The sequence below is a fragment of the Alcanivorax sp. S6407 genome (genome assembly GCF_023016115.1).
GTDB lineage: Bacteria > Pseudomonadota > Gammaproteobacteria > Pseudomonadales > Alcanivoracaceae > Alcanivorax.
In genome coordinates this window covers 95244-113403 of sequence record NZ_JALKBH010000005.1, presented here as the reverse complement: position 1 = coordinate 113403, position 18160 = coordinate 95244, and the positions used below count along the sequence as shown (strand labels likewise).

Sequence of the window (18160 nt, the reverse complement as noted above, 5' to 3'; positions counted from 1 at the left end):
AATAAATCCGTTTGCAGCCTTCGCCAGTATTATAAAGAGAGGGCCTCTGCTTTCATTCAAACAGAAAAACGATGAGCAACCACCCCGTACCGTAATCAGTTACCCATCACTACCGGCACATTCTCAATCACCTGACTGCCACCCTGGGTCGCATTGGACAACGTCACCGTCACACCTCCCAGACCGACACCAAGCGCTTCCAGCAGAGGGTTGACGAGAGCGACCGCGAGACCTTCCACCACATCGCCCAGCACACTTTCCAGGGTGTTCTGAAGCGGTACCAGCGCCACCCCGATCGGCAGAGTCCCGACGGTGACATTACTCAGATCCACATCCAGATCCAGCCCGCTAACCCCGTCCCCGGTGTCAGTATATTCATCACTGTAGCAGCCGTCCGCCGCGTCACAGTAGAGCGGGTAATCATCACTGATCACCACATTGTTTTCGGTTACTCCCGGCACTTCACCAGCTACGGTCAGATCCGCCTCCAGCACCGTAATCGGCAGCAACGCGCTGCTCAGCACGGATAGCGACACACTCTGCGGGATGATCTCGCCATTATCAGGATCGATGCTCCCCGACCCCAGCCGCGCAATGCTGCGCTCCAGATCCAGAATGACCGCCACATCATTTCGGGTACCCGTGGCACAACGCGCCCCCACAAATGCACCTTCCGCCCCACCGGCATTCACCGCCAGGGGCAAAGACAGGGTGGCGACGTTGATCAGGCCCAGGGGAAGCAAATCGATCTCCGCGTTCAACCGCAGACTCACATCCGGGGCATAAAAGCGGGTCCGCCAATTACCATCCGCATCCTGTCTGGCCGGCCCCACCACAACGCGAGGCGGCTCGCCCACACGCAGGTCTGTGGTGGCCACCACATTGGCCAGCCCGGTATTCAGATTGAGATCCAGCGGCACGTCCAGAAAACCACCGGCTGCATCCTGCTGGGTCTCAGCCACATTCAGCACCAGGCTGATTACCAGGTCGTAGAGAGGAAACTCGCTGTCCACAGGCACCTGGGTGCCCTCCACAACATCCAGCACCTCGCTGACCTGCACGGTGCTGATGCCATTGGCCGCCAACAGGTCGTCCAGCACCTGACCCAGCGGCGACGCCACACCCGCCACATCGCGCAACCCCGCGGCCAGTTCCTGGCCATCAAGGGTCAGGAGCTCCGCCACATCCGCCACACCCAGTTCGGTGAGCAGCTCGCCCAGCTCCACGGTGGTGTTGCGCAGACTGTCCAGGTCGGTGGGATCGAGCACATAGCCGGGGTCACCCAGTACGGCCCCCAGCAAGGCCCCGACAATCCCGGCATCCACACTGGCGGTACTGCCGGCGGCGCTAAGGGTAGCAGTGACTTCCTTGCGGGCGGCGGCGTTGACGGTGATATCCAGGGTGCCAAATACGGATTCGGGAAGGAGCAGGGAGATCGGTTCGTTGCGGGTGTAGGAGACCAGCACCGCATTGCTTTCTTCAATGAAATTCACCGGCCGGAACGCCAGCACATTGTCTCCACCGGGCACTTCAATCACGCCGGTACTGACGGTCAACGCCTCGTCCTCGCCGGCATACCCCTGGGCCTGGGCGGCCGCCAGGGCGCGCTGGCGAATCAGTGCGCTGGAAGGCGCCAGACCGCCACAACTCTGGGTGGCCGACGCCCCGGCCTGGGCCGCCACATTGACCTGCGCCTGCATTTCTCCACGCAGGCTGTAGAGTCTCGCCCCATCCAGCGCCATCACGGACAGGATAATGATCACCAGCAACAGCAGTGGGGTCAGAACCGTGAGCGCCCCGCGCTGGCGGCGCAAATCAGTTGTCGTCCCGGGTCTGCTCACCGAAGGTGTCCGGAATGGCTGTGCGGAAAGAATCGGCCAGACGACGCTGACTGTCTACATACAGGGGCGCTGACAATTCACTCTCTTCACCATGGCGCTCCGTGCGCTGCTGCTCCAGTAACCATTCGGTTTCCGTGGCCGGCGCCTTCTCGACCACCTGGCCGGACACCCCGAACGCATAGGACCCTTGCGGCGGTGCCGCCAGCGCCACCACCGGCATAGCCAGCCCCACTATTAACCATTGTCTTTTCATTGCTGTGCTCCCTATTGCCCCACCTTGGCAAACTGCTGCTGCAGCGCCCGGGCATATTCCAGCTCTTCGTCAGAGAAGCCATAATCCGATTTCAACGCTTCCAGCCCCGCCTGGTCATCTGTCAGCAGATAGGCCACGGCCACATTCTGACGAACCGGTCCCTGGCCATTGGCCAGCTCCAGCGCTGTTCGCAACTCGAAGGCAGCGTCCTGATAACGCCCTACCAGCAGCAGGGCATAACCATAATCATTGCGTACCTGGGGTGAGGCGGGAGCCAGGCTGCGTGCAGTTTCCAGATGCGACAGCGCCGCGCTCACCTGATTGCGCTTGAGCAACACCATACCCAGACCATGACGGCTACGACCGTCCTCACACTGGGCTACCATGTCGCGGAAGACCTGCTCTGCCCCATCCAGCTTGCCGGTGGAAGCCAGCAACTGGCCATAGCGCAGCCAGTAATCAATGCCGTCCATGGCCTGGCTTTCCAGCCGTGCCAGCGCCGCGTAGTTACGCCCCTTTGCCATTAGCGTATCGATCATTTCCAGATCCACCCGCTGCTCCGGCTGCACTGCCTCATTACAGGCAATATCACTGGTATCCAGGGTTCCGTCGGGGCCGCTGGCCACTGGCTGACTGGCACAGCCCGCCAACATCACCACCGCCATCCATACCCAGCCTCGCATTGCCATCACTCTCATCCTTTCCCGTGCCTTGCGGTTAACGCGCCAGCGCATCAGCGATGGAAATCACCGCCGGCCCGCCAATCAGAATAAATAGCGCCGGTAGCATGAATGCCATCATCACTACTGTCATCTTGGCGCCGATCCGGTTGGTTTCCTCGCGGATCCGGTTGCGCTCCACGTTCTGCGCTTCTTCGATAATCTGGTCCAGGCTGGTAGACACACCAGAACCCAGCAAGCTGCTTTGCTTCATCAGTACCACATAGCTACGCAATACCGGGATGCGCTTGTTTTCACCCAATTCGTCCAGCGCCTGACTGCGTTCTGCGCCGGATTGCATCAAGCGATTGAAGCGATCGATGCGCGGGATCAGCACCGGCAGCAACGGCCGCCCCTGCACCCCAATAATGCGCATCACCCGCTCCAGCGACAGCCCCGCCTCCATCAGCATGCGAGTCATGTGACACAACTCCACCGCCTCCAGATTCTGGCGCATCTCCGCATTGGCACCCATGCTGCGGATAGTTCGGCGCGGCAGGATAAAACCGGCCACCGACAGCAACACGCCACCAATGGCACCAAAAAACAGAAAGCCCACCAGCGCCACCAGCGCCGGCAACATCCAGCAGGCAAGCAGGTAGATCACCTGGGACTGCTCACGGCTCTTGCCCATCCCTGCCATGGCCTGGCGAATTTCCTGATAGTCGCTGGCGGCGATGGAAGATTCGGTCAGCGCCGCAGACATCCGCCACAACCAGAAACGCCCGCCGTCACCGTCAACATTGCGATTGCCTGCATCATTGAGCCGTTGACTGACGCGGGCCTGCATTTCCCAGTGGCGGGCTCGGAACAGCAACCATACGGAAAGCACCGCCAGAATCAGTGACAGGATCAGCCAGACATTATTCACGGCCCACCCCCTGCACCATGCGCCAGATAACGATGACACCCATGCCCTGCAGGATGCCGGCAATGATCAGCATGGTGTGCCCGGTATCGGTTTGCAGCAGCACCTCAGCGTACTTCTCGTTGATCAGCATCATGTAGGCGGCCATCCCCAACGGCAGCAGGGTAAAGGCACCGGCGGTGAAGCGGGTTTCTGCGGTGGATGCCATGAACTCCCGGCGCAGTTCCTGCTGGGAGCGCAGCGAGCTCGCCACCTGCTGCAGTACCGGCCGCACCGATGAACCGAAGCGACTGGAGGTACGCAGGGCGATGGACACCATCACCAACGACGGTACCTTGTAGAGCCGGGAAAAATCATCAAACAAACCGGTGTAATCACGGCCCGCCTCGATAGCGCTACGCAGGCGAAAGGTCAGCGGGGTGAAGACACCAGGCGCATCCTTGAAGGACTCCAGCAAGGACGCTTCAAGCGACCGGCCGGCATCCATATAACGAAGGGTGGAATCCATCAGCCCCGGCAAGGATTCGAAGATGGTGCGACGCTGCTGCTGAAACCGGAACCGCCAGTACAACCAGGCACTGGCCAGAATCAGTAGCATCACCACCACAGCGGGAATCAGACCGCTGCTGGCCAGCACCAATGCCACCAGGATAAACGTCAGCATGCCCAGCAAGGCCAGCTGGGGACGAGACAGGCGAATGTCTGCCCGCAGCAGCACCCGTTCAAGGGCACTACCGGCTACCCGTGACTGGGTTGGCTCAATGGCCACATCCGTACGCAGCTGCAAGCGCTGACGTACCCGATCATTCAGCAGCACCTTTTCGCGGCGCCGGAACCACCACACCTGCACCAGCACTGTCACAAGCGCAATGATGCCCAGAGTCTGGGCCATGCCGAGCAGCGCTACGGCGCTCATGCCTCACTCCGGTACAGGTAATCCAGGTTGTATTGCTCATCATCGGTGGGCGACAGTGCCACCACCTCACTGACCCGACGTCGACCGTCCGGCAGTCGCTCCAGCTGAATAATCACATCCAGGGCCGAGCCGATCAGCCTGCCAATGGCCTTCTCACTGGCCTCATAACCGCTCACCGCCAGCAGGGTTTCGATGCGCACCAAGGCATCTTTTGTGCTGTTGGCGTGGATGGTGCTCATGGAGCCTTCATGGCCGGTGTTCATGGCCTGCAACAGCTCGATGATTTCATTGGAACGCACTTCACCAAGAATCACCCGGTCCGGGCGCATGCGCAGGGAGTTGATCACCAGTTCCCGCGCCGTCACCTGGCCCTTGCCTTCGGTATTGGCCGGGCGGGTTTCCAGAGACACCACATGGGGATGATTGAGCACCAGCTCGGCGGAATCCTCGATGGTGAGAATCCGCTCCTCACGGGGAATGTACTGGCTGATCAGATTCAGCATGGTGGTTTTACCGGTGCCGGTACCACCACTGATGATGATATTGCGACGGGTCTCCACCGCCGTAATCAGCGTATCCAGGCAAGCCTGGGTAAGGGAGCCGCTGCGGATCATCTCATCAGCGCTGAGATGGTTACGGGTAAATTTCCGAATACTGATACTTGGCCCGTTCAGGGCCAGTGGCGGGATGATGGCGTTGACCCGGGAACCATCCGGCAGGCGGGCATCCACCATCGGGCTGGCCTCATCCAGTCGCCGGCCCAACGGTGCCAGCATGCGACGGATCACCCGGATCACATGATCGTCGTTGATAAAGCGCACCTGGGCCTTCTGCAATACACCGGCCACCTCAATGAAGACATTATCGGGCCCATTCACCAGAATATCGTTGATGCGCGGATCCGCCAGCAGCGGCTCCAGCGGGCCGAAACCCAGCACCTCGTCGAGAGTGTCTTTGGCCAGCTGGTTGAGATCCTGGGTAGACAGTGGCACCCGGTTCAGGGCGATATGCTGGTTGACCGCATTACGGATAAATTCAGACAACAGTTCGCGGTTGGCATTGCTGACTTCAATGCCTTCCTCATCCAGCCGCTCGACCACCCAGCGATGGGCACGGTCCTTGAGCTGTTGGTATTCCGCGTCAATGCGTCCTGCCACTTTCTACTCCTGGTTAGTACAGTATCAGGGCTGCGGGCCCTAGCCCTGGCTGCGAATCCGTTGCCACCAGCTTTCTGTGTTCTGGGTACCTTCAGGCTGCATTTCCAGCTGATTCACCAGTCGCTGGGCCGCACGGCTGTAATGGCAGCGCGGGCTCTGCTCCTGAATCGGCAAACCAGCATTCATGGCCAGCAGACGATGCTGCCAGTCCATCGGTAATTGTCCGATCACCTCGGCACCGGCGGTTTCCGCCAGCTCATCCACCGCGGGCGGCACCCGGCTGTCGGCACCATCCACCACCAGGCTCACCTTGCTGTCGCGCCCCAGATGGGCGCGCCATTCGTTGCCCAGGGTGCGTACCGCATGGGCCTGATCCACCAGCGGGTGCATACCAATCAACAGATGCCGGGCGTGGATCCCCAGCGCCCGCACCCAGTGGCGACGCTGCATGGTGCCCACATTGATGATGATGCGATCGAACATCTGCATCAGATGATTGAGGGCAATGAACAGGTCCGCGCTGCGATCCCCTTCCATGTCCTCGCGATTGATACCCCCGGCCAGCAACCGCAGTCCCGGACGATACTCTTCCAGGGCCGTGCCGATCAGGGTGTCATCCAGGGTTTCCGGGCTCGCCAGCAGGTTTTCCAGGGTGTACTCGTTGTGCACATCCAGATAGAAAATACCGCGCTCTGAAGGCTGGGTATCGATGGCCAGGGTACGCTCATGGGGGAACAGCTGATTGATTCCCAACGCCACGTTCTGGGTCAGGAAACGGGTATCCACGGTAGGACTGGCCGAGGCCACCAGCACCAGATTATTGGTGGCAGACTGAATACGGTCATCGTAATGCCCCACCCGCATCAACTGATGACGGCGCAGCCGTTCGCGCACATCACCGGCATCACTACCGGCCACAAAACAGTCCCGGGCACCAGCCCGCATTGACTGCAACAACAGCTCCTGATTGGCACGGGCACACACCGTGATCACCGTCACCCAGGGGCGGGCACTGGTCAGCGCAGTAATGATGGCCAGCGACTGATCCAGATCCGCATCGGAGATTTCCACCATCACCACGTGGGCGGTGGTGGCCTCCAGCAACCGCAGCACCCGGGTCAGATCCGTGCGGCTGACCTGCTCAAGCCGAAACGGTTCTTCCACCACCCGTTCCAGCCAGGCTTCCAGGCCACTGTCGTCGACGACGGAGAGGACAATGTCGTGATCACTCATGGGGTCACCAGCTCAGGCCGTGGCGAATGGGTTGGGAACCGCGGCGCACCTGAGTAGCCATGTCCAGCCAGCCCATGCTGCTGTTGTGGTAACCGGCTCCCGGCAGGGTAGCCGGCATCTCGGAAGGCTTCTGTGGGGTCACCAGATGTGGCGTCACCACCATCACCAGTTCCTTGTCGTTCTTCTCGATACGGGAAGAGCGGAAGAAGGCCCCCAGAATCGGCAGGTTGCCGATCCCCGGCAGACGATCACTGTTGCTCACCGTATTGCGGCTTACCAGGCCGCTGATAATGAATGTCTCTCCCGGCGCCAGGGACACGGTGGTCTCTGCACGGCGCACGCGCAGACCAGGTACCGCCACCCCTCCGGTTTCCACCCCGGCCGAGAAGTCCAGCTCCGATACTTCCGGCGCCACCTTGAGAATGATCTGGCTTTCATCGATCACCGTCGGCGTCAGACTCAGGCCGATACCGAATTCCTTGAATTCGATCTGTACACCATCGGTGGTGCTGCGGGTGGGAATGGGAAACTCGCCGCCGGACAGGAAGCTGGCGCTCTGCCCGGACAGGCTGGTCAGGGAAGGCTCGGCCAGGGTGTAGGCAAAACCACCTGCCTCCAGGGCATTGATGGCCAGCACCGAGTTGGAGCCAAACCGGAACAGGTTGAAGCCCTCATTACCTAACGGGGAAGGAATACCGCCAGGCATCTGAAACCCGGTACTCGGCGTGGCGATCCCGGCGCCAGTGTTACCGCCATCCCAGACATTGCTGTAACTCATCCCCAGCTGATTCAGCTCGGCACGGCTCACTTCCAGCACCCGGATATCAGTCTGCACCTGGGTGCCGAAAGGCAATGACGAACCCAGGGTAGTCGCCACCACCACGGTGCTGCGCAGCGGCTTGTTGTCACCACGCAACCAGATCGACAGCACCGCCGACCCCTCAGCCTTGGCCGTCAGCAACAGCTCCTGGCCTCCCGTCACCGTCAGTGCCGCCACCTCCGGATCCGAGGTGGCCACCTTGGCCACCGGCGACGGGAACGTGAGTACCTTCTGGTCACCGGGTGCCACCCGCATGGAGCCCGGCAAGTCTTCTGCCTGGGCCGGTGCCAACCAGACAAGCGCCAGCACCATGAGAGCGATTCTCCTAACGTACATAGGTGCTCCTTGAATCCGATCCTTCGTAAACTTCCACCCTTTGTCCCGGCGTGGCCCTGCGCACTGGCGCCGCCTTGCCCGGGAACAGGTCGCGGTAATACACCGGCTTGCCCTGAGTACCCACCGTCTTGCTCTTGTCTTCACTGGCGACAACTGCCAGCCGCAGGGCACCTTCTTCTTCCGCCAGCAACACCGCCGCCATCTTGTCGCCGGGCACGGCCAACACCACGGTATTGTTGCGGCGCTGCTGCTCGCGCCCCTGATCGGACTGCGCCTCTGCCATCGCACCCTTCACCGCCAGCACCTGCACATTGCTGAGCAACACCATGGCTGCCGGGTTGTCCCGCTCGCCATCACCCTTGCGAAAGGCCACCACCACATCCACCAGATCCCCCGGCGTGACCAGGCCGCCGGCCATGACCACATCGTCCACCGCCACAGCCAACGCACGATACCCCGACGGCAAAGTGCCAGGCAGAGTGCCACCGGGTTCCAGATGATTGCGGGAAAGCAGCTCGCCCGGACGGGCAAACTGACGCAAAGGCTTGCCGACCACGTCTTTATCCGCAGTCAGCACATTGGCAATGGGGGCTGGCGAAGAGACCACCGCCAGGGAATCATCTGTGAGCTCATCGCCGATATTCAGACTTTCGGTGACTACCCAATAGCGGAATGCCGGGGCCTGCTGCTCCTCGCCGGCACGACTCCTCTCCTCCGGCGCCACCGCCAGAGACGAGGCCGGGTTACGGCTCAACCCCACCACCGCCAGTATCAGGGCAACCAATGCCACCACCAGAGCCGGCAGCATGTACAGCAGTCTCGATCCCATGTTCTCTCCGGAACATCCGTGTCTGTTCTGTTTTGTTTTGTGGCCGCGGCTCTCCGCAGCTCCGACCGCTTAGAAAGCGGCTCGGGCATCCACATCCAGCTGCGCAGGCAAAGGAGGGAATGACCCCAGCATGCCGAAATCCAGCGCTGGCGCAATGGGATTCGCAGCATAATTGGCGTAAATCAGCTCACAACGGAGCATTTCGATGCCCCCCACCGTTTCCAGGGCGCAAGCGGAATCCGTATTGAGATTGCGCAGGCTTTGCGGCAGTTGCGCCACCAACCCAGCCAGGGCCGTATTGGCGCGCTGGGTCACCGCGGCGGACAGGGCCTCACTCTCAAAGGCAGAACGATCCAGATACAGGGCCGTGGCGACGGCCGTGTCCACCGCATTCTGCATCCGGTATTGAGCAAAAAAGGTAAGGCCGTACACCGCTGCGCCATACAACATGGCAACCACGAACGGAAACAGCATGATGAATTCGAGCGCTACAGCCCCGAATTGCAGGTGACGACCTTTCACGAGGAAACTTCCAGCCTGCTCGGCTCTCAGCCGCCACCGCCCGCGGCGGCATCCTCGAACAGGCCTTCAAAGGCGCCTGTCAGGGTATCCTGCACCGTGGTGTTAGTTGCCAGCACCCCGATGATGATGATCAGGGCCGCCGCCAGCACGATATACTCCAGTGCACTGGCTCCGCGTTGGCCACGGGCACGACCCGGCATGCGGGTAAACAAGCGGGCCAACAGGGAATAATAAATCCGGGACATGCTACTCATTGTTAGTCTCCATTGACGTCCTTGTATGCAGAGCAAAATCCGCATATGAAGCCGTTTTTATATGCTAGGCATCCTTGGAAAGTGGCTCAACAAACGCTGCGTATGCATTCTGTTACCTGACTTTCCCACACCGTAAACGCTAACACCCTCGTACCACTAATACGCTGCAACAGAAGCCCATCGGCCTTATAACAACGACAGGCGGTAGGCTATGCATTTTTGTGATAATGACCACAGAGACAGGCGCAGACAAAAGTGTTATGCAAGTAATTCACGAACCACATTCACACCTAAAAAACGTGAACTCAAGTTATTTTTTGTACGTGTGTACCACTTTTATGGCGCACTTTTCACCAGACACAAAAAAACCCGGCCAAGCCGGGTTTTTTCTGTCCGTATTGCCAGGCAGCAACTGATCAAGCGTTACTTGATCTTGGCTTCCTTGTAGGCAACGTGCTTGCGCACAACCGGATCGTACTTCTTGGTTTCCATCTTTTCAGGATGGAGACGCTTGTTCTTGGTCGTGGTGTAGAAGTGACCAGTGCCAGCAGAGGACACCAGACGGATCTTTTCACGAATCGGACCAGCCATGGGTTAGCTCCTTAATTCAGTCTTAAACGCGTTCGCCGCGGGAACGGATATCAGCCAGCACGCTGTCGATACCCTTCTTGTCGATAATGCGCATGCCCTTGGAGCTTACGCGCAGGCGAACAAAACGCTTCTCGGACTCAACCCAGAAACGGTGGTGGTGCAGATTCGGCTCAAAACGACGCTTGGTCTTGATGTGCGAATGCGAAATATTGTTGCCCGTTACAGGGCGCTTACCGGTCACCTGGCAAACTTTGGACATTGTCTTGCTCCGTAAATCTTCTTGCGGGGGACGGTAGAGCCCCGGAAAAGGCGCGTTTTATACCAATGTGGCGGTCAAGATTCAAGCACAATCTTGAATTCCTTCCCCCACCCACGAACATTCAAGGGGTTAGCGGCGACCCCAAAATGGTGGAGATGGCCTACCGGCCATTTCCACCCTACACAACAAACTCCCCCAGGGCAGAAATTCAGCACAGCACCGTAGGGGGGAAATGGCCGGCAGGCCATCTCCACCATTATTTGCCAACCTCTCCCATCCAATCCAGCGAATAAACCCCGTTCTCCACATGCCGATGGAACGTGGAATACGGCCAATCCTTCGCCTTGGTCACCAGCCCATGCTTAACCGGATTCAAATGCACATAATCCACATGACTCCGATAACTGGCCTCATCCTTCAACGTATGCTCCCAGAAACGGCGCTGCCAGACAGGCCCATCCAAGGCCAGAGACTTGCTGAAACGGCTCTTGATGGCCCGCCAGCGACTCGAAAAATCCGCCTCACCCTCCGGCAAGCTCCAGACTGCATGCAAATGATCCGGCAGCACCACCAGCGCATCCAGCCGGAAAGGGCGCTCTGATCGCACCATACGGATTGCCTGCCGCAAATCGGTCCAATACCGGGTCAGAAGATCTTGACCTCGATCATGCAGATTGACGGTAAAGAAATAGCACCCACCAGGCACATAGTTCCTGCGATAATTCGGCATCCTTGCCTCCTGAATAACCTTCCATGGCGGAGATCGGCCTTCGCCGACCAGCGAAGCACAGAACAGCCGCAGGCTGGCTCTTAAGGGGGAACACGGCAAATAATCTCCAACCTGCGGGCCGCAGAACTTTTCGTAGGGCGGAAATCGGCGAAGGCCGATCTCCGCCGCAAAACACCTGGCTACACCGCTCCCCGCGCTGCCAGCGACACCCAGCCACCGTCACCAATTACCAGGTGATCCAGCACCCGGATATCCACCAACCCCAGCGCCTCTACCAGCCGCCGGGTGATCGCGTGGTCCGACGGGCTGGGCTCGGCGACACCGGAGGGATGGTTATGGGCCAGGATCACCGCGGCAGCGTTGTGGTCCATGGCCCGCCGCAACACTTCGCGGGGATAGACCGCCGCTGCATCAATGGTGCCCTGGAAAAGTTGCTCATAGGCAATCAGGCGGTGCTTGTTATCCAGAAACAGGCAGGCAAACACCTCATAGGGCAATCCACGCAGCCGAGCCGTGAGCAGCTGGCCCGCCTTGTCCGGATTATCCAGCGGCAATCCCCGCTGCAGCGGTTCAGCCAGATAGCGGCGCCCCAGCTCTAGCGCCGCCAGCAACAAGGCCCGCCGGGCACTACCCATGCCGGGCAGCCGCGCCATGGCCTCCGGGCTGCAATCCAGCATGGCGCGCAAACCACCACCTTCGGCCAGCTGCTGCCGGGCCAGATCCACCGCCGTCAATCCTTGCTGACCGGTACGCAGAAAGATCGCCAACAGCTCTGCATCGCTAAGCGCTTCTGCGCCCCGTGCGAGCAGCTTTTCCCGTGGTCGTTCATCCACCGGCCAGTCTGTAATCGCCATGACATCCCAGTCCTTTTTTGTTCATTAACGGATCACCGCACCAGCGGCGAGCATGAAAAAAGCGCCATATCGGAACACCCTTACCCAGACACCACTCGTAACTGACTGTTTTTATTGGCCAGTCATGCTGGCCCGCTCCTTGCTCCCTGCTCAGCGAACGCACTCACCACAGCCACACCCGGACAAAAAAATGACACGCCAACTATTTTTGATTGCCACCCTGATTACCGGCCTGATGATCCCTTTGCCTAGCCTCGCCATGGAAGACGCCGAGGCGGTCAACATTTCCGGCCGCCAGCGCATGCTCACTCAGCGCATGATGAAGAACTACCTGCTCATCGGCGCCGGCATCCAGGCCGACAAGGCCCAGCGCCAGCTGGACGAGGCCGTGGCCCTATTCGAGGAACAGCTGCTGGAGCTGCGCGACTACAGCCCCAGCGACACCATTTCCCGCCAGCTCGATACCGTGGAAGCCCTGTGGCTACCCCACCGACTGCGCATCATCAGCGAGCCCAGCAAAACCGGCACCAGCACCCTGATGAAAGACAACCTGACCCTGCTCAAGGCCTGCGACGACGTGGTCAAGGCCATCGAGAAATACTCCGGCATCGACAGCGCCCGCCTGGTCAACCTGTCCGGCCGGCAGCGCATGCTGTCCCAGAAGATCGCCAAGATTTACGTGGCCCGCGCCTGGAAAGTTCGCGCCGACGGCCTCAACGAGGAGTACGAACAGGCCATCGCCCTGTTTGATGACTCCCTGAGCGAACTGGAAAGCTACCCCAGCAACACCCGTGACCTGCACGAGGCACTGCAACGGGTACGCAACCAGTGGGACTTCTCCCGCACCGGCTTCAAACTGGAAGACAGCGGCCGCTACGTCCCCACCGTCATCTCCGTCACCACCGACTCCATCCTCGCCAAGATGGATGAGATTACGGGGCAGTATCAGCGTTTGATGCAGAATCAAACGGCTAGTCGCTAAGGCTCCGCGCCAGACGCCGGAGGCCTGATGCCCGACGCTTTCAAGCCTCATCCTGCAAGTGATCCGCAACAGGCATCACGCTGCACGCAACACGCCAAGACCAGGGCGCTACGCGCCTTCGAGCTTGCGAAGCATGCCGGAGAGCAGCGCAAAGACCTTTTCGATCAAGGGCTCCAGAACACTTCTGGAGCCATAACCCAGCCGTTCGGCGACGATCAGCTGGGTTTCCAGTTCGAACAATGACCCTCTGGCAATCTTCAAGAAGCGTCCAAACTCCACATCTCCACCTCGCCCATAACCTTCGGCAATGTTCGACGGCACACTCATGGCGGAGCGCTGCATCTGCTGCACCAGCCCAAACCGCTCCGAATCCGGAAAACCAGCCACCAGCGCATACGCCGCCTCAGCCATCTCCATAGCCGCCTGCCAGACTCTCAACTCCTGATAACGTCGCCCCATTCTCAAAACCTCCGTGTAAAAAGTCTTTCCATCCACCGGCATCTCACCGCACGACAACGCCATTTCTCCGCCCAAGCCACAACGCCACGAGGGTTCTGCGTGCCGCCTGCTGCGTGTTGCGTGTAGCGTCTCCCATACAGTGCTACCCTATGCGCCTGAAATTAGTAGCAGTTCTGGGGCAGCGCCGGCAGAAGACATTTGCCATGATTGCCGTCAGCCATTGAAGGGTTTTCGCATGCAACGACTGGTCAACAAACGCATCCTGCTGGGGGTCACCGGCGGCATTGCTGCCTACAAGGCGGCCGATCTGGTTCGCCGATTGCAGGATGCCGGCGCTCAGGTCCGGGTGGTCATGACCCAGGGGGCCTGTGAATTCATTACCCCGCTGACCATGCAGGCCCTGTCCGGTAACCCGGTGCACACCACCCTGCTGGACCCGGCCGCCGAAGCCGCCATGGGCCATATCGAGCTGGCCCGCTGGGCAGACCTGGTGCTGATTGCCCCCGCTTCCGCCAACTTCATGGCCCGCCTGGCCCATGGCCACGGCAACGATCTACTCAACACCCTGTGCCTGGCCACCGGTGCCCCCATCGCCATCGCCCCAGCCATGAACCAGCAGATGTGGGCCGACAAGAGCACCCAACAGAATCTGCTGATGCTGCAGGAAAAGGGCGTGCACGTGTTTGGACCCGGCTCCGGCAGCCAGGCCTGCGGAGACGTGGGCGCCGGGCGCATGCTCGAACCCCATGAGATCATCGAACAGGCCGCCGATGTGTTCGATTACGAACTGCTCACCGGCAAGCATGTGGTGATCACCGCTGGCCCCACCCGCGAGGCCATCGACCCGGTGCGCTACATCACCAACAAGAGCTCCGGCAAAATGGGCTTTGCCCTGGCGGAAGCCGCCGCCGAAGCCGGCGCCCGCGTGACCCTGATCGCCGGACCGGTGAACCTGCCCACCCCCAACCGCGTCACCCGTATCGATGTGAACCGCGCCGTGGACATGTTCGAAGCCTGCATGGATGTGGTGGCCGATGGCTGCGATGTATTCATCGCCACCGCCGCCGTGGCGGACTACCGCCCCACCGTCACCGCCGACCACAAGATCAAGAAATCCACCGAGGAAATTCACCTCACCCTGGTGAAAAACCCGGACATCGTCGCCTCCGTGGCCGAGCACGAGAAGCGCCCGTTCACGGTGGGCTTCGCCGCCGAAACCCAGGACGTGATGGCCTACGCGGAAGGTAAACTGGTGAACAAGAAGCTGGACATGATCGCCACCAACGACGTGTCCGGCAGCAACGTGGGCTTCAACAGCGACAACAACGCCCTCACCGTGATCTGGCCCGGCGGCCACAAGGTCCTGCCACTGGCCTCCAAGACCCAGATCGCCAAACAGCTGATCGAACTGATCGCGATAAGGTATAAAGACTGACCACGCAACACGCATCACGCTTCATGCACCACGCCGCGTGTTGCGTGAAGCGTGCCGCGTGATGCATGACCGAAGGGAATACAATGAAACTGCAGTACCGCGTTCTCGATCCCCGTCTGGGGGACACCATTCCATTGCCCCACTACGCCACCGATGGCTCCGCCGGGCTCGATCTGCGTGCCATGGTCACGGAACCGCTGACACTGGCGCCCGGCGACACCCAGTTGCTGCCCACCGGCATGGCCATCTACATCAGTGACCCGGGCTACGCCGGGATGATCCTGCCGCGTTCAGGACTGGGCCATAAACATGGCATCGTGCTCGGCAATCTGGTGGGCCTGATTGACTCCGACTACCAGGGCGAATTGATGGTGTCGTGCTGGAATCGCGGCCAGCAACCGTTCACTATCGAACCGGGTGAGCGCATTGCCCAGCTGGTGATCGTACCGGTGATGCAGGTACAGCTGGAACAGGTGGAAGATTTCACCGGCACCGAACGCGGCAGCGGCGGCTTCGGGCATAGCGGCCGACAATAAGGCCGCTGCCAGATAAAGAAGTACAACGGCTTTCGGAGGGGGATATGGGGAAGAAGGACAATAACGGCGCCACCGACAAGCACGCGGCCAGCGCCATGAAGCAATTGCTGCCATTGATGCTCACCGGCATGATCGCCGTGGCGGGCAGCATTGCCACGCTCTATACCTGGCTGAACAGCAGCGAACTGCAGGATCAGCAGCAAGGCCAGGCCACCATGGTGGCCGGCGCGCTGGCCCAGCAGGTGAATGGCTACCTCAGCGACACCCGCCAGCAACTGGATCTGCTCAGCCAACGCCCGGATGTAGAGCGCGCCCTCAGCAGCGGTGACGTGGCCAGCTTCAACGCCACCCCGCACCTGTGGCTGTCCGACGCCACCCTGACCCTGCTGCCCCGCCGCAACAGTGATATCGACAAGCTCAGCTACACCGCCCAGGAGCTGATCAAGCAGATCCGCCTGGGCAATCAGCCCGCGCCGGTAATGATCGCCGGCCAGCCGCCGGAACTGGTGATCGCCCGGGCGGCCAAAAACGATAACGGCGTGCTGCTGCTGAAGCGCTCACTGGCCTCCCTGAGCACCCTGATCCAGGCCAGCGTGCCGGCCGGCACCCAGGTCGTTATCAAGCATGGCGGTACCGTGATTTTCACCAGCGCCCAACAGGCCAGTGGCGCAACCGCCACCGCCAGCGCCGGCAAGGTTTCCGTGGAGTTTACCCTTCCCCCCACCAGCAGCGGCCTCACCATGCTGGCCGGCGCCGCCCTGGGGCTGTCGTTGCTGGCCCTGCTGGCCGTCACCCTGGTCGTCAATCGCCTGCTGGTTCGCGCAGTAAGCCAGGACGCAGCCGAACTGATCCGCTACAGCGAAGAACTGGCTCGCCAACCCGGCGTCACCGCCCGCAACCAGTTCCACTTCGGCCTGTTCCGCTCAGTCACCGATGCCCAGTCAAAGACCGCCGACAAGCTGCGCAGCAGCAACACCCAGGTTGCCACCAAGGCCAAAGCCAGCGAGGCCGTGGAAATCGAGCACAACGATGATGACGGCATCCTGCTGGTGGATAACAGCAAGGGCGAAAGCCTGCCGGATGAAATCTTCCGCGCCTACGACATTCGCGGCGTGGCCGGCGTCACGCTTACCGCCCAGAGCGCCTACCTTCTCGGTCGCGCCATCGGCACCGAGGCCAGCGAAGCCGGACAGCAGACCGTGCTGGTGGCCCGTGATGGCCGCCTGTCCAGCCCGGAACTGTCCCGCTCGCTGATCAAGGGCCTGATCGAATCTGGCCGCAACGTCATCAACCTGGGCCTGGTCCCCAGCCCGGTGCTCTACTACGCCACCGAAGTACTGGAAACCCAAAGCGGCGTCATGATCACCGGCAGCCACAACCCGCCTACCCACAACGGTCTGAAGATCGTCATCAATGGCGAGACCCTATACGGCGATCGCATCCAGGCGATCAAGGCTCGCATTGCCAAAAGCGATTTCAACGAAGGCCAGGGTAGCGAACAGGAACTGGATATCGCGGACCGCTACCTCACCGACGTGGCCAACGACATCGTGCTGGCGCGGCCACTGAAAATCGGTATCGACTGCGGCAACGGTGCCGCCGGCGACCTGGCCCCCAAGCTGTTCACCCAACTGGGCTGCGAAGTGTCCGCCCTGTACACCCAGATCGACGGCAACTTCCCCAACCATGCACCGGACCCGGGCAATCCCGACAACCTGGCCGACCTGATCCGGCTGGTGGATAACGAGAAGCTGGATCTGGGTCTCGCCTTTGACGGTGACGGCGATCGCGTGGCCGTGGTGACCAATCGCGGCGAAATCATCTGGCCGGACCGGCTGATGATGCTGTTCGCCCGCGATGTTCTGAGCCGCTCTCCCGGCGCCGACATCCTGTTCGACGTGAAATGTACTCGCGCCCTGCCCGCGGTGATTCGCAAGAGTGGCGGCCGCCCGCTGATGTACAAGACCGGTCATTCGCTGATCAAGGCGAAAATGAAAGAAGTGAGCGCACCACTGGCCGGCGAGATCAGCGGCCATATCTTCTTCGCCGATCGCTGGTTCGGCTGCGACGACGGCATCTACGCCGGCGCCCGTCTGCTGGAGATCCTGGCCCTGCTGGACGACCCGGCCAGCCAGGTATTCGGTGAACTGAAGACCGGCATCACCACCCCTGCCCTGTATATCGACGTGGATGAAGATCGCAAGTTCGATCTGGTAGAGGCACTCATCGCTCGCGCCGACCAATTCACCGGCGGCCGTCCCACCACCATCGACGGCCTGCGGGTGGATTACCCGGATGGCTGGGGGCTGGTACGCGCCTCCAACACCACCGCCTCGCTGGTAGCCCGCTTCGAAGGCCGCGACGAAGAAGCACTACAACGGATGAAGACCCTGTTCCGCAACCAGCTCAAGGCGGTTGACGAAAGCATTCAGGTGCCGTTCTAGCCCCCATACGCAACAAGGCTGCGCATGACGTATAATCCACGCCAGTCGTAGGGCGGAAATGGGCGAGGGCCCATCTCCGCCAATGTGCGCGGGCCGCGCACAAGCCACAGTCGAGGAGTAGT

20 protein-coding genes are annotated in these 18160 nt (G+C 60.7%); 4 read left to right on the top strand and 16 right to left on the bottom strand.

Features of this window, described 5'->3' with window-relative positions; translation table 11 throughout:
• Positions 1 to 95 precede the first annotated feature (95 nt).
• The 15 genes from MWU49_RS13110 to radC form a co-directional block, all read right to left on the bottom strand.
• Positions 96 to 1814, bottom strand: a complete 1719-nt coding sequence (locus MWU49_RS13110) for a hypothetical protein (protein WP_246973151.1) — start codon at positions 1812 to 1814, stop codon at positions 96 to 98.
• Position 1815: 1 nt separating this feature from the next.
• Positions 1816 to 2094: a hypothetical protein gene (locus MWU49_RS13105; protein ID WP_246973148.1), complete on the bottom strand. Its 279-nt coding sequence runs from the start codon at positions 2092 to 2094 to the stop codon at positions 1816 to 1818.
• Positions 2095 to 2105: 11 nt separating this feature from the next.
• Positions 2106 to 2783 carry a tetratricopeptide repeat protein gene (locus MWU49_RS13100; RefSeq protein ID WP_246973146.1) on the bottom strand — a complete coding sequence of 226 codons (678 nt, stop codon included), beginning with the start codon at positions 2781 to 2783 and terminating at the stop codon, positions 2106 to 2108.
• 28 nt (positions 2784 to 2811) lie between these two features.
• The gene (locus MWU49_RS13095) at positions 2812 to 3684 is read right to left on the bottom strand and encodes a type II secretion system F family protein (protein WP_246973144.1); all 873 of its coding nucleotides are present in this window, start codon (positions 3682 to 3684) and stop codon (positions 2812 to 2814) included.
• A complete protein-coding gene (locus MWU49_RS13090; RefSeq protein ID WP_246973142.1) occupies positions 3677 to 4597 on the bottom strand; it encodes a type II secretion system F family protein in 921 nt (306 codons plus the stop codon). Before MWU49_RS13090 ends, MWU49_RS13095 begins: the two co-directional genes overlap by 8 nt.
• Entirely contained in the window at positions 4594 to 5754 is a 1161-nt protein-coding gene (locus tag MWU49_RS13085) for a CpaF family protein (RefSeq protein WP_246973140.1), read from the bottom strand. The genes MWU49_RS13090 and MWU49_RS13085 overlap by 4 nt, the downstream gene beginning before the upstream one ends.
• 39 nt (positions 5755 to 5793) lie before the next feature.
• Positions 5794 to 6987 (bottom strand): hypothetical protein, encoded by a 1194-nt coding sequence (locus MWU49_RS13080; RefSeq protein WP_246973138.1) that lies wholly within the window; start codon positions 6985 to 6987, stop codon positions 5794 to 5796.
• 4 nt (positions 6988 to 6991) lie between these two features.
• Positions 6992 to 8143: a pilus assembly protein N-terminal domain-containing protein gene (locus MWU49_RS13075; protein ID WP_246973135.1), complete on the bottom strand. Its 1152-nt coding sequence runs from the start codon at positions 8141 to 8143 to the stop codon at positions 6992 to 6994.
• On the bottom strand, positions 8133 to 8972 hold the full coding sequence (gene cpaB / locus MWU49_RS13070) for a Flp pilus assembly protein CpaB (protein WP_246973131.1): 840 nt from the start codon (positions 8970 to 8972) through the stop codon (positions 8133 to 8135). The genes MWU49_RS13075 and cpaB overlap by 11 nt, the downstream gene beginning before the upstream one ends.
• A gap of 69 nt (positions 8973 to 9041) precedes the next feature.
• Positions 9042 to 9494: a TadE family protein gene (locus tag MWU49_RS13065; RefSeq protein WP_246973128.1), complete on the bottom strand. Its 453-nt coding sequence runs from the start codon at positions 9492 to 9494 to the stop codon at positions 9042 to 9044.
• Between the two features lie 26 nt (positions 9495 to 9520).
• Positions 9521 to 9748 (bottom strand): hypothetical protein, encoded by a 228-nt coding sequence (locus MWU49_RS13060; protein ID WP_246973126.1) that lies wholly within the window; start codon positions 9746 to 9748, stop codon positions 9521 to 9523.
• 423 nt (positions 9749 to 10171) lie between these two features.
• Positions 10172 to 10339 carry a 50S ribosomal protein L33 gene (gene rpmG, locus MWU49_RS13055; RefSeq protein WP_007151127.1) on the bottom strand — a complete coding sequence of 56 codons (168 nt, stop codon included), beginning with the start codon at positions 10337 to 10339 and terminating at the stop codon, positions 10172 to 10174.
• Positions 10340 to 10361: 22 nt separating this feature from the next.
• Positions 10362 to 10598, bottom strand: coding sequence for a 50S ribosomal protein L28 (rpmB, locus tag MWU49_RS13050; RefSeq protein ID WP_246973124.1), 237 nt, complete (start codon positions 10596 to 10598; stop codon positions 10362 to 10364).
• A 256-nt stretch (positions 10599 to 10854) separates the two neighbouring features.
• Complete coding sequence (locus MWU49_RS13045) at positions 10855 to 11328, bottom strand: transposase (RefSeq protein ID WP_246973122.1); 474 nt, start codon at positions 11326 to 11328, stop codon at positions 10855 to 10857.
• 179 nt (positions 11329 to 11507) lie between these two features.
• Positions 11508 to 12182: a DNA repair protein RadC gene (radC, locus tag MWU49_RS13040; protein ID WP_246973119.1), complete on the bottom strand. Its 675-nt coding sequence runs from the start codon at positions 12180 to 12182 to the stop codon at positions 11508 to 11510.
• Between the two features lie 190 nt (positions 12183 to 12372).
• Between radC and MWU49_RS13035 the strand changes: the two genes are divergently transcribed.
• Entirely contained in the window at positions 12373 to 13164 is a 792-nt protein-coding gene (locus MWU49_RS13035; protein ID WP_246973118.1) for a type IV pili methyl-accepting chemotaxis transducer N-terminal domain-containing protein, read from the top strand.
• A 108-nt stretch (positions 13165 to 13272) separates the two neighbouring features.
• Here MWU49_RS13035 and MWU49_RS13030 read toward each other — a convergent pair whose 3' ends face one another.
• Complete coding sequence (locus MWU49_RS13030; RefSeq protein ID WP_246973115.1) at positions 13273 to 13623, bottom strand: four helix bundle protein; 351 nt, start codon at positions 13621 to 13623, stop codon at positions 13273 to 13275.
• 235 nt (positions 13624 to 13858) lie between these two features.
• Between MWU49_RS13030 and coaBC the strand changes: the two genes are divergently transcribed.
• The 3 genes from coaBC to MWU49_RS17800 all read left to right on the top strand — a co-directional run bounded on the left by coaBC (position 13859) and on the right by MWU49_RS17800 (position 18038).
• Positions 13859 to 15058, top strand: a complete 1200-nt coding sequence (coaBC, locus tag MWU49_RS13025; RefSeq protein ID WP_246973113.1) for a bifunctional phosphopantothenoylcysteine decarboxylase/phosphopantothenate--cysteine ligase CoaBC — start codon at positions 13859 to 13861, stop codon at positions 15056 to 15058.
• Positions 15059 to 15141: 83 nt separating this feature from the next.
• Entirely contained in the window at positions 15142 to 15594 is a 453-nt protein-coding gene (gene dut / locus MWU49_RS13020; RefSeq protein ID WP_246973111.1) for a dUTP diphosphatase, read from the top strand.
• Between the two features lie 44 nt (positions 15595 to 15638).
• The gene (locus tag MWU49_RS17800) at positions 15639 to 18038 is read left to right on the top strand and encodes a phosphomannomutase/phosphoglucomutase (RefSeq protein ID WP_281502312.1); all 2400 of its coding nucleotides are present in this window, start codon (positions 15639 to 15641) and stop codon (positions 18036 to 18038) included.
• Positions 18039 to 18160 lie beyond the last annotated feature (122 nt).

Bases quoted from the DNA above. Each gene is read 5' to 3' on its own strand.
- MWU49_RS13105 (WP_246973148.1), bottom strand. From the start codon at position 2,094: ATGAAAAGACAATGGTTAATAGTGGGGCTGGCTATGCCGGTGGTGGCG.
- MWU49_RS13100 (WP_246973146.1), bottom strand. From the start codon at position 2,783: ATGGCAATGCGAGGCTGGGTATGGATGGCGGTGGTGATGTTGGCGGGC.
- MWU49_RS13090 (WP_246973142.1), bottom strand. From the start codon at position 4,597: ATGAGCGCCGTAGCGCTGCTCGGCATGGCCCAGACTCTGGGCATCATT.
- MWU49_RS13080 (WP_246973138.1), bottom strand. From the start codon at position 6,987: ATGAGTGATCACGACATTGTCCTCTCCGTCGTCGACGACAGTGGCCTG.
- MWU49_RS13075 (WP_246973135.1), bottom strand. From the start codon at position 8,143: ATGTACGTTAGGAGAATCGCTCTCATGGTGCTGGCGCTTGTCTGGTTG.
- cpaB (WP_246973131.1), bottom strand. From the start codon at position 8,972: ATGGGATCGAGACTGCTGTACATGCTGCCGGCTCTGGTGGTGGCATTG.
- MWU49_RS13060 (WP_246973126.1), bottom strand. From the start codon at position 9,748: ATGAGTAGCATGTCCCGGATTTATTATTCCCTGTTGGCCCGCTTGTTT.
- rpmG (WP_007151127.1), bottom strand. From the start codon at position 10,339: ATGGCTGGTCCGATTCGTGAAAAGATCCGTCTGGTGTCCTCTGCTGGC.
- rpmB (WP_246973124.1), bottom strand. From the start codon at position 10,598: ATGTCCAAAGTTTGCCAGGTGACCGGTAAGCGCCCTGTAACGGGCAAC.
- MWU49_RS13045 (WP_246973122.1), bottom strand. From the start codon at position 11,328: ATGCCGAATTATCGCAGGAACTATGTGCCTGGTGGGTGCTATTTCTTT.
- radC (WP_246973119.1), bottom strand. From the start codon at position 12,182: ATGGCGATTACAGACTGGCCGGTGGATGAACGACCACGGGAAAAGCTG.
- MWU49_RS13035 (WP_246973118.1), top strand. From the start codon at position 12,373: ATGACACGCCAACTATTTTTGATTGCCACCCTGATTACCGGCCTGATG.
- MWU49_RS13030 (WP_246973115.1), bottom strand. From the start codon at position 13,623: ATGGGGCGACGTTATCAGGAGTTGAGAGTCTGGCAGGCGGCTATGGAG.
- coaBC (WP_246973113.1), top strand. From the start codon at position 13,859: ATGCAACGACTGGTCAACAAACGCATCCTGCTGGGGGTCACCGGCGGC.
- dut (WP_246973111.1), top strand. From the start codon at position 15,142: ATGAAACTGCAGTACCGCGTTCTCGATCCCCGTCTGGGGGACACCATT.
- MWU49_RS17800 (WP_281502312.1), top strand. From the start codon at position 15,639: ATGGGGAAGAAGGACAATAACGGCGCCACCGACAAGCACGCGGCCAGC.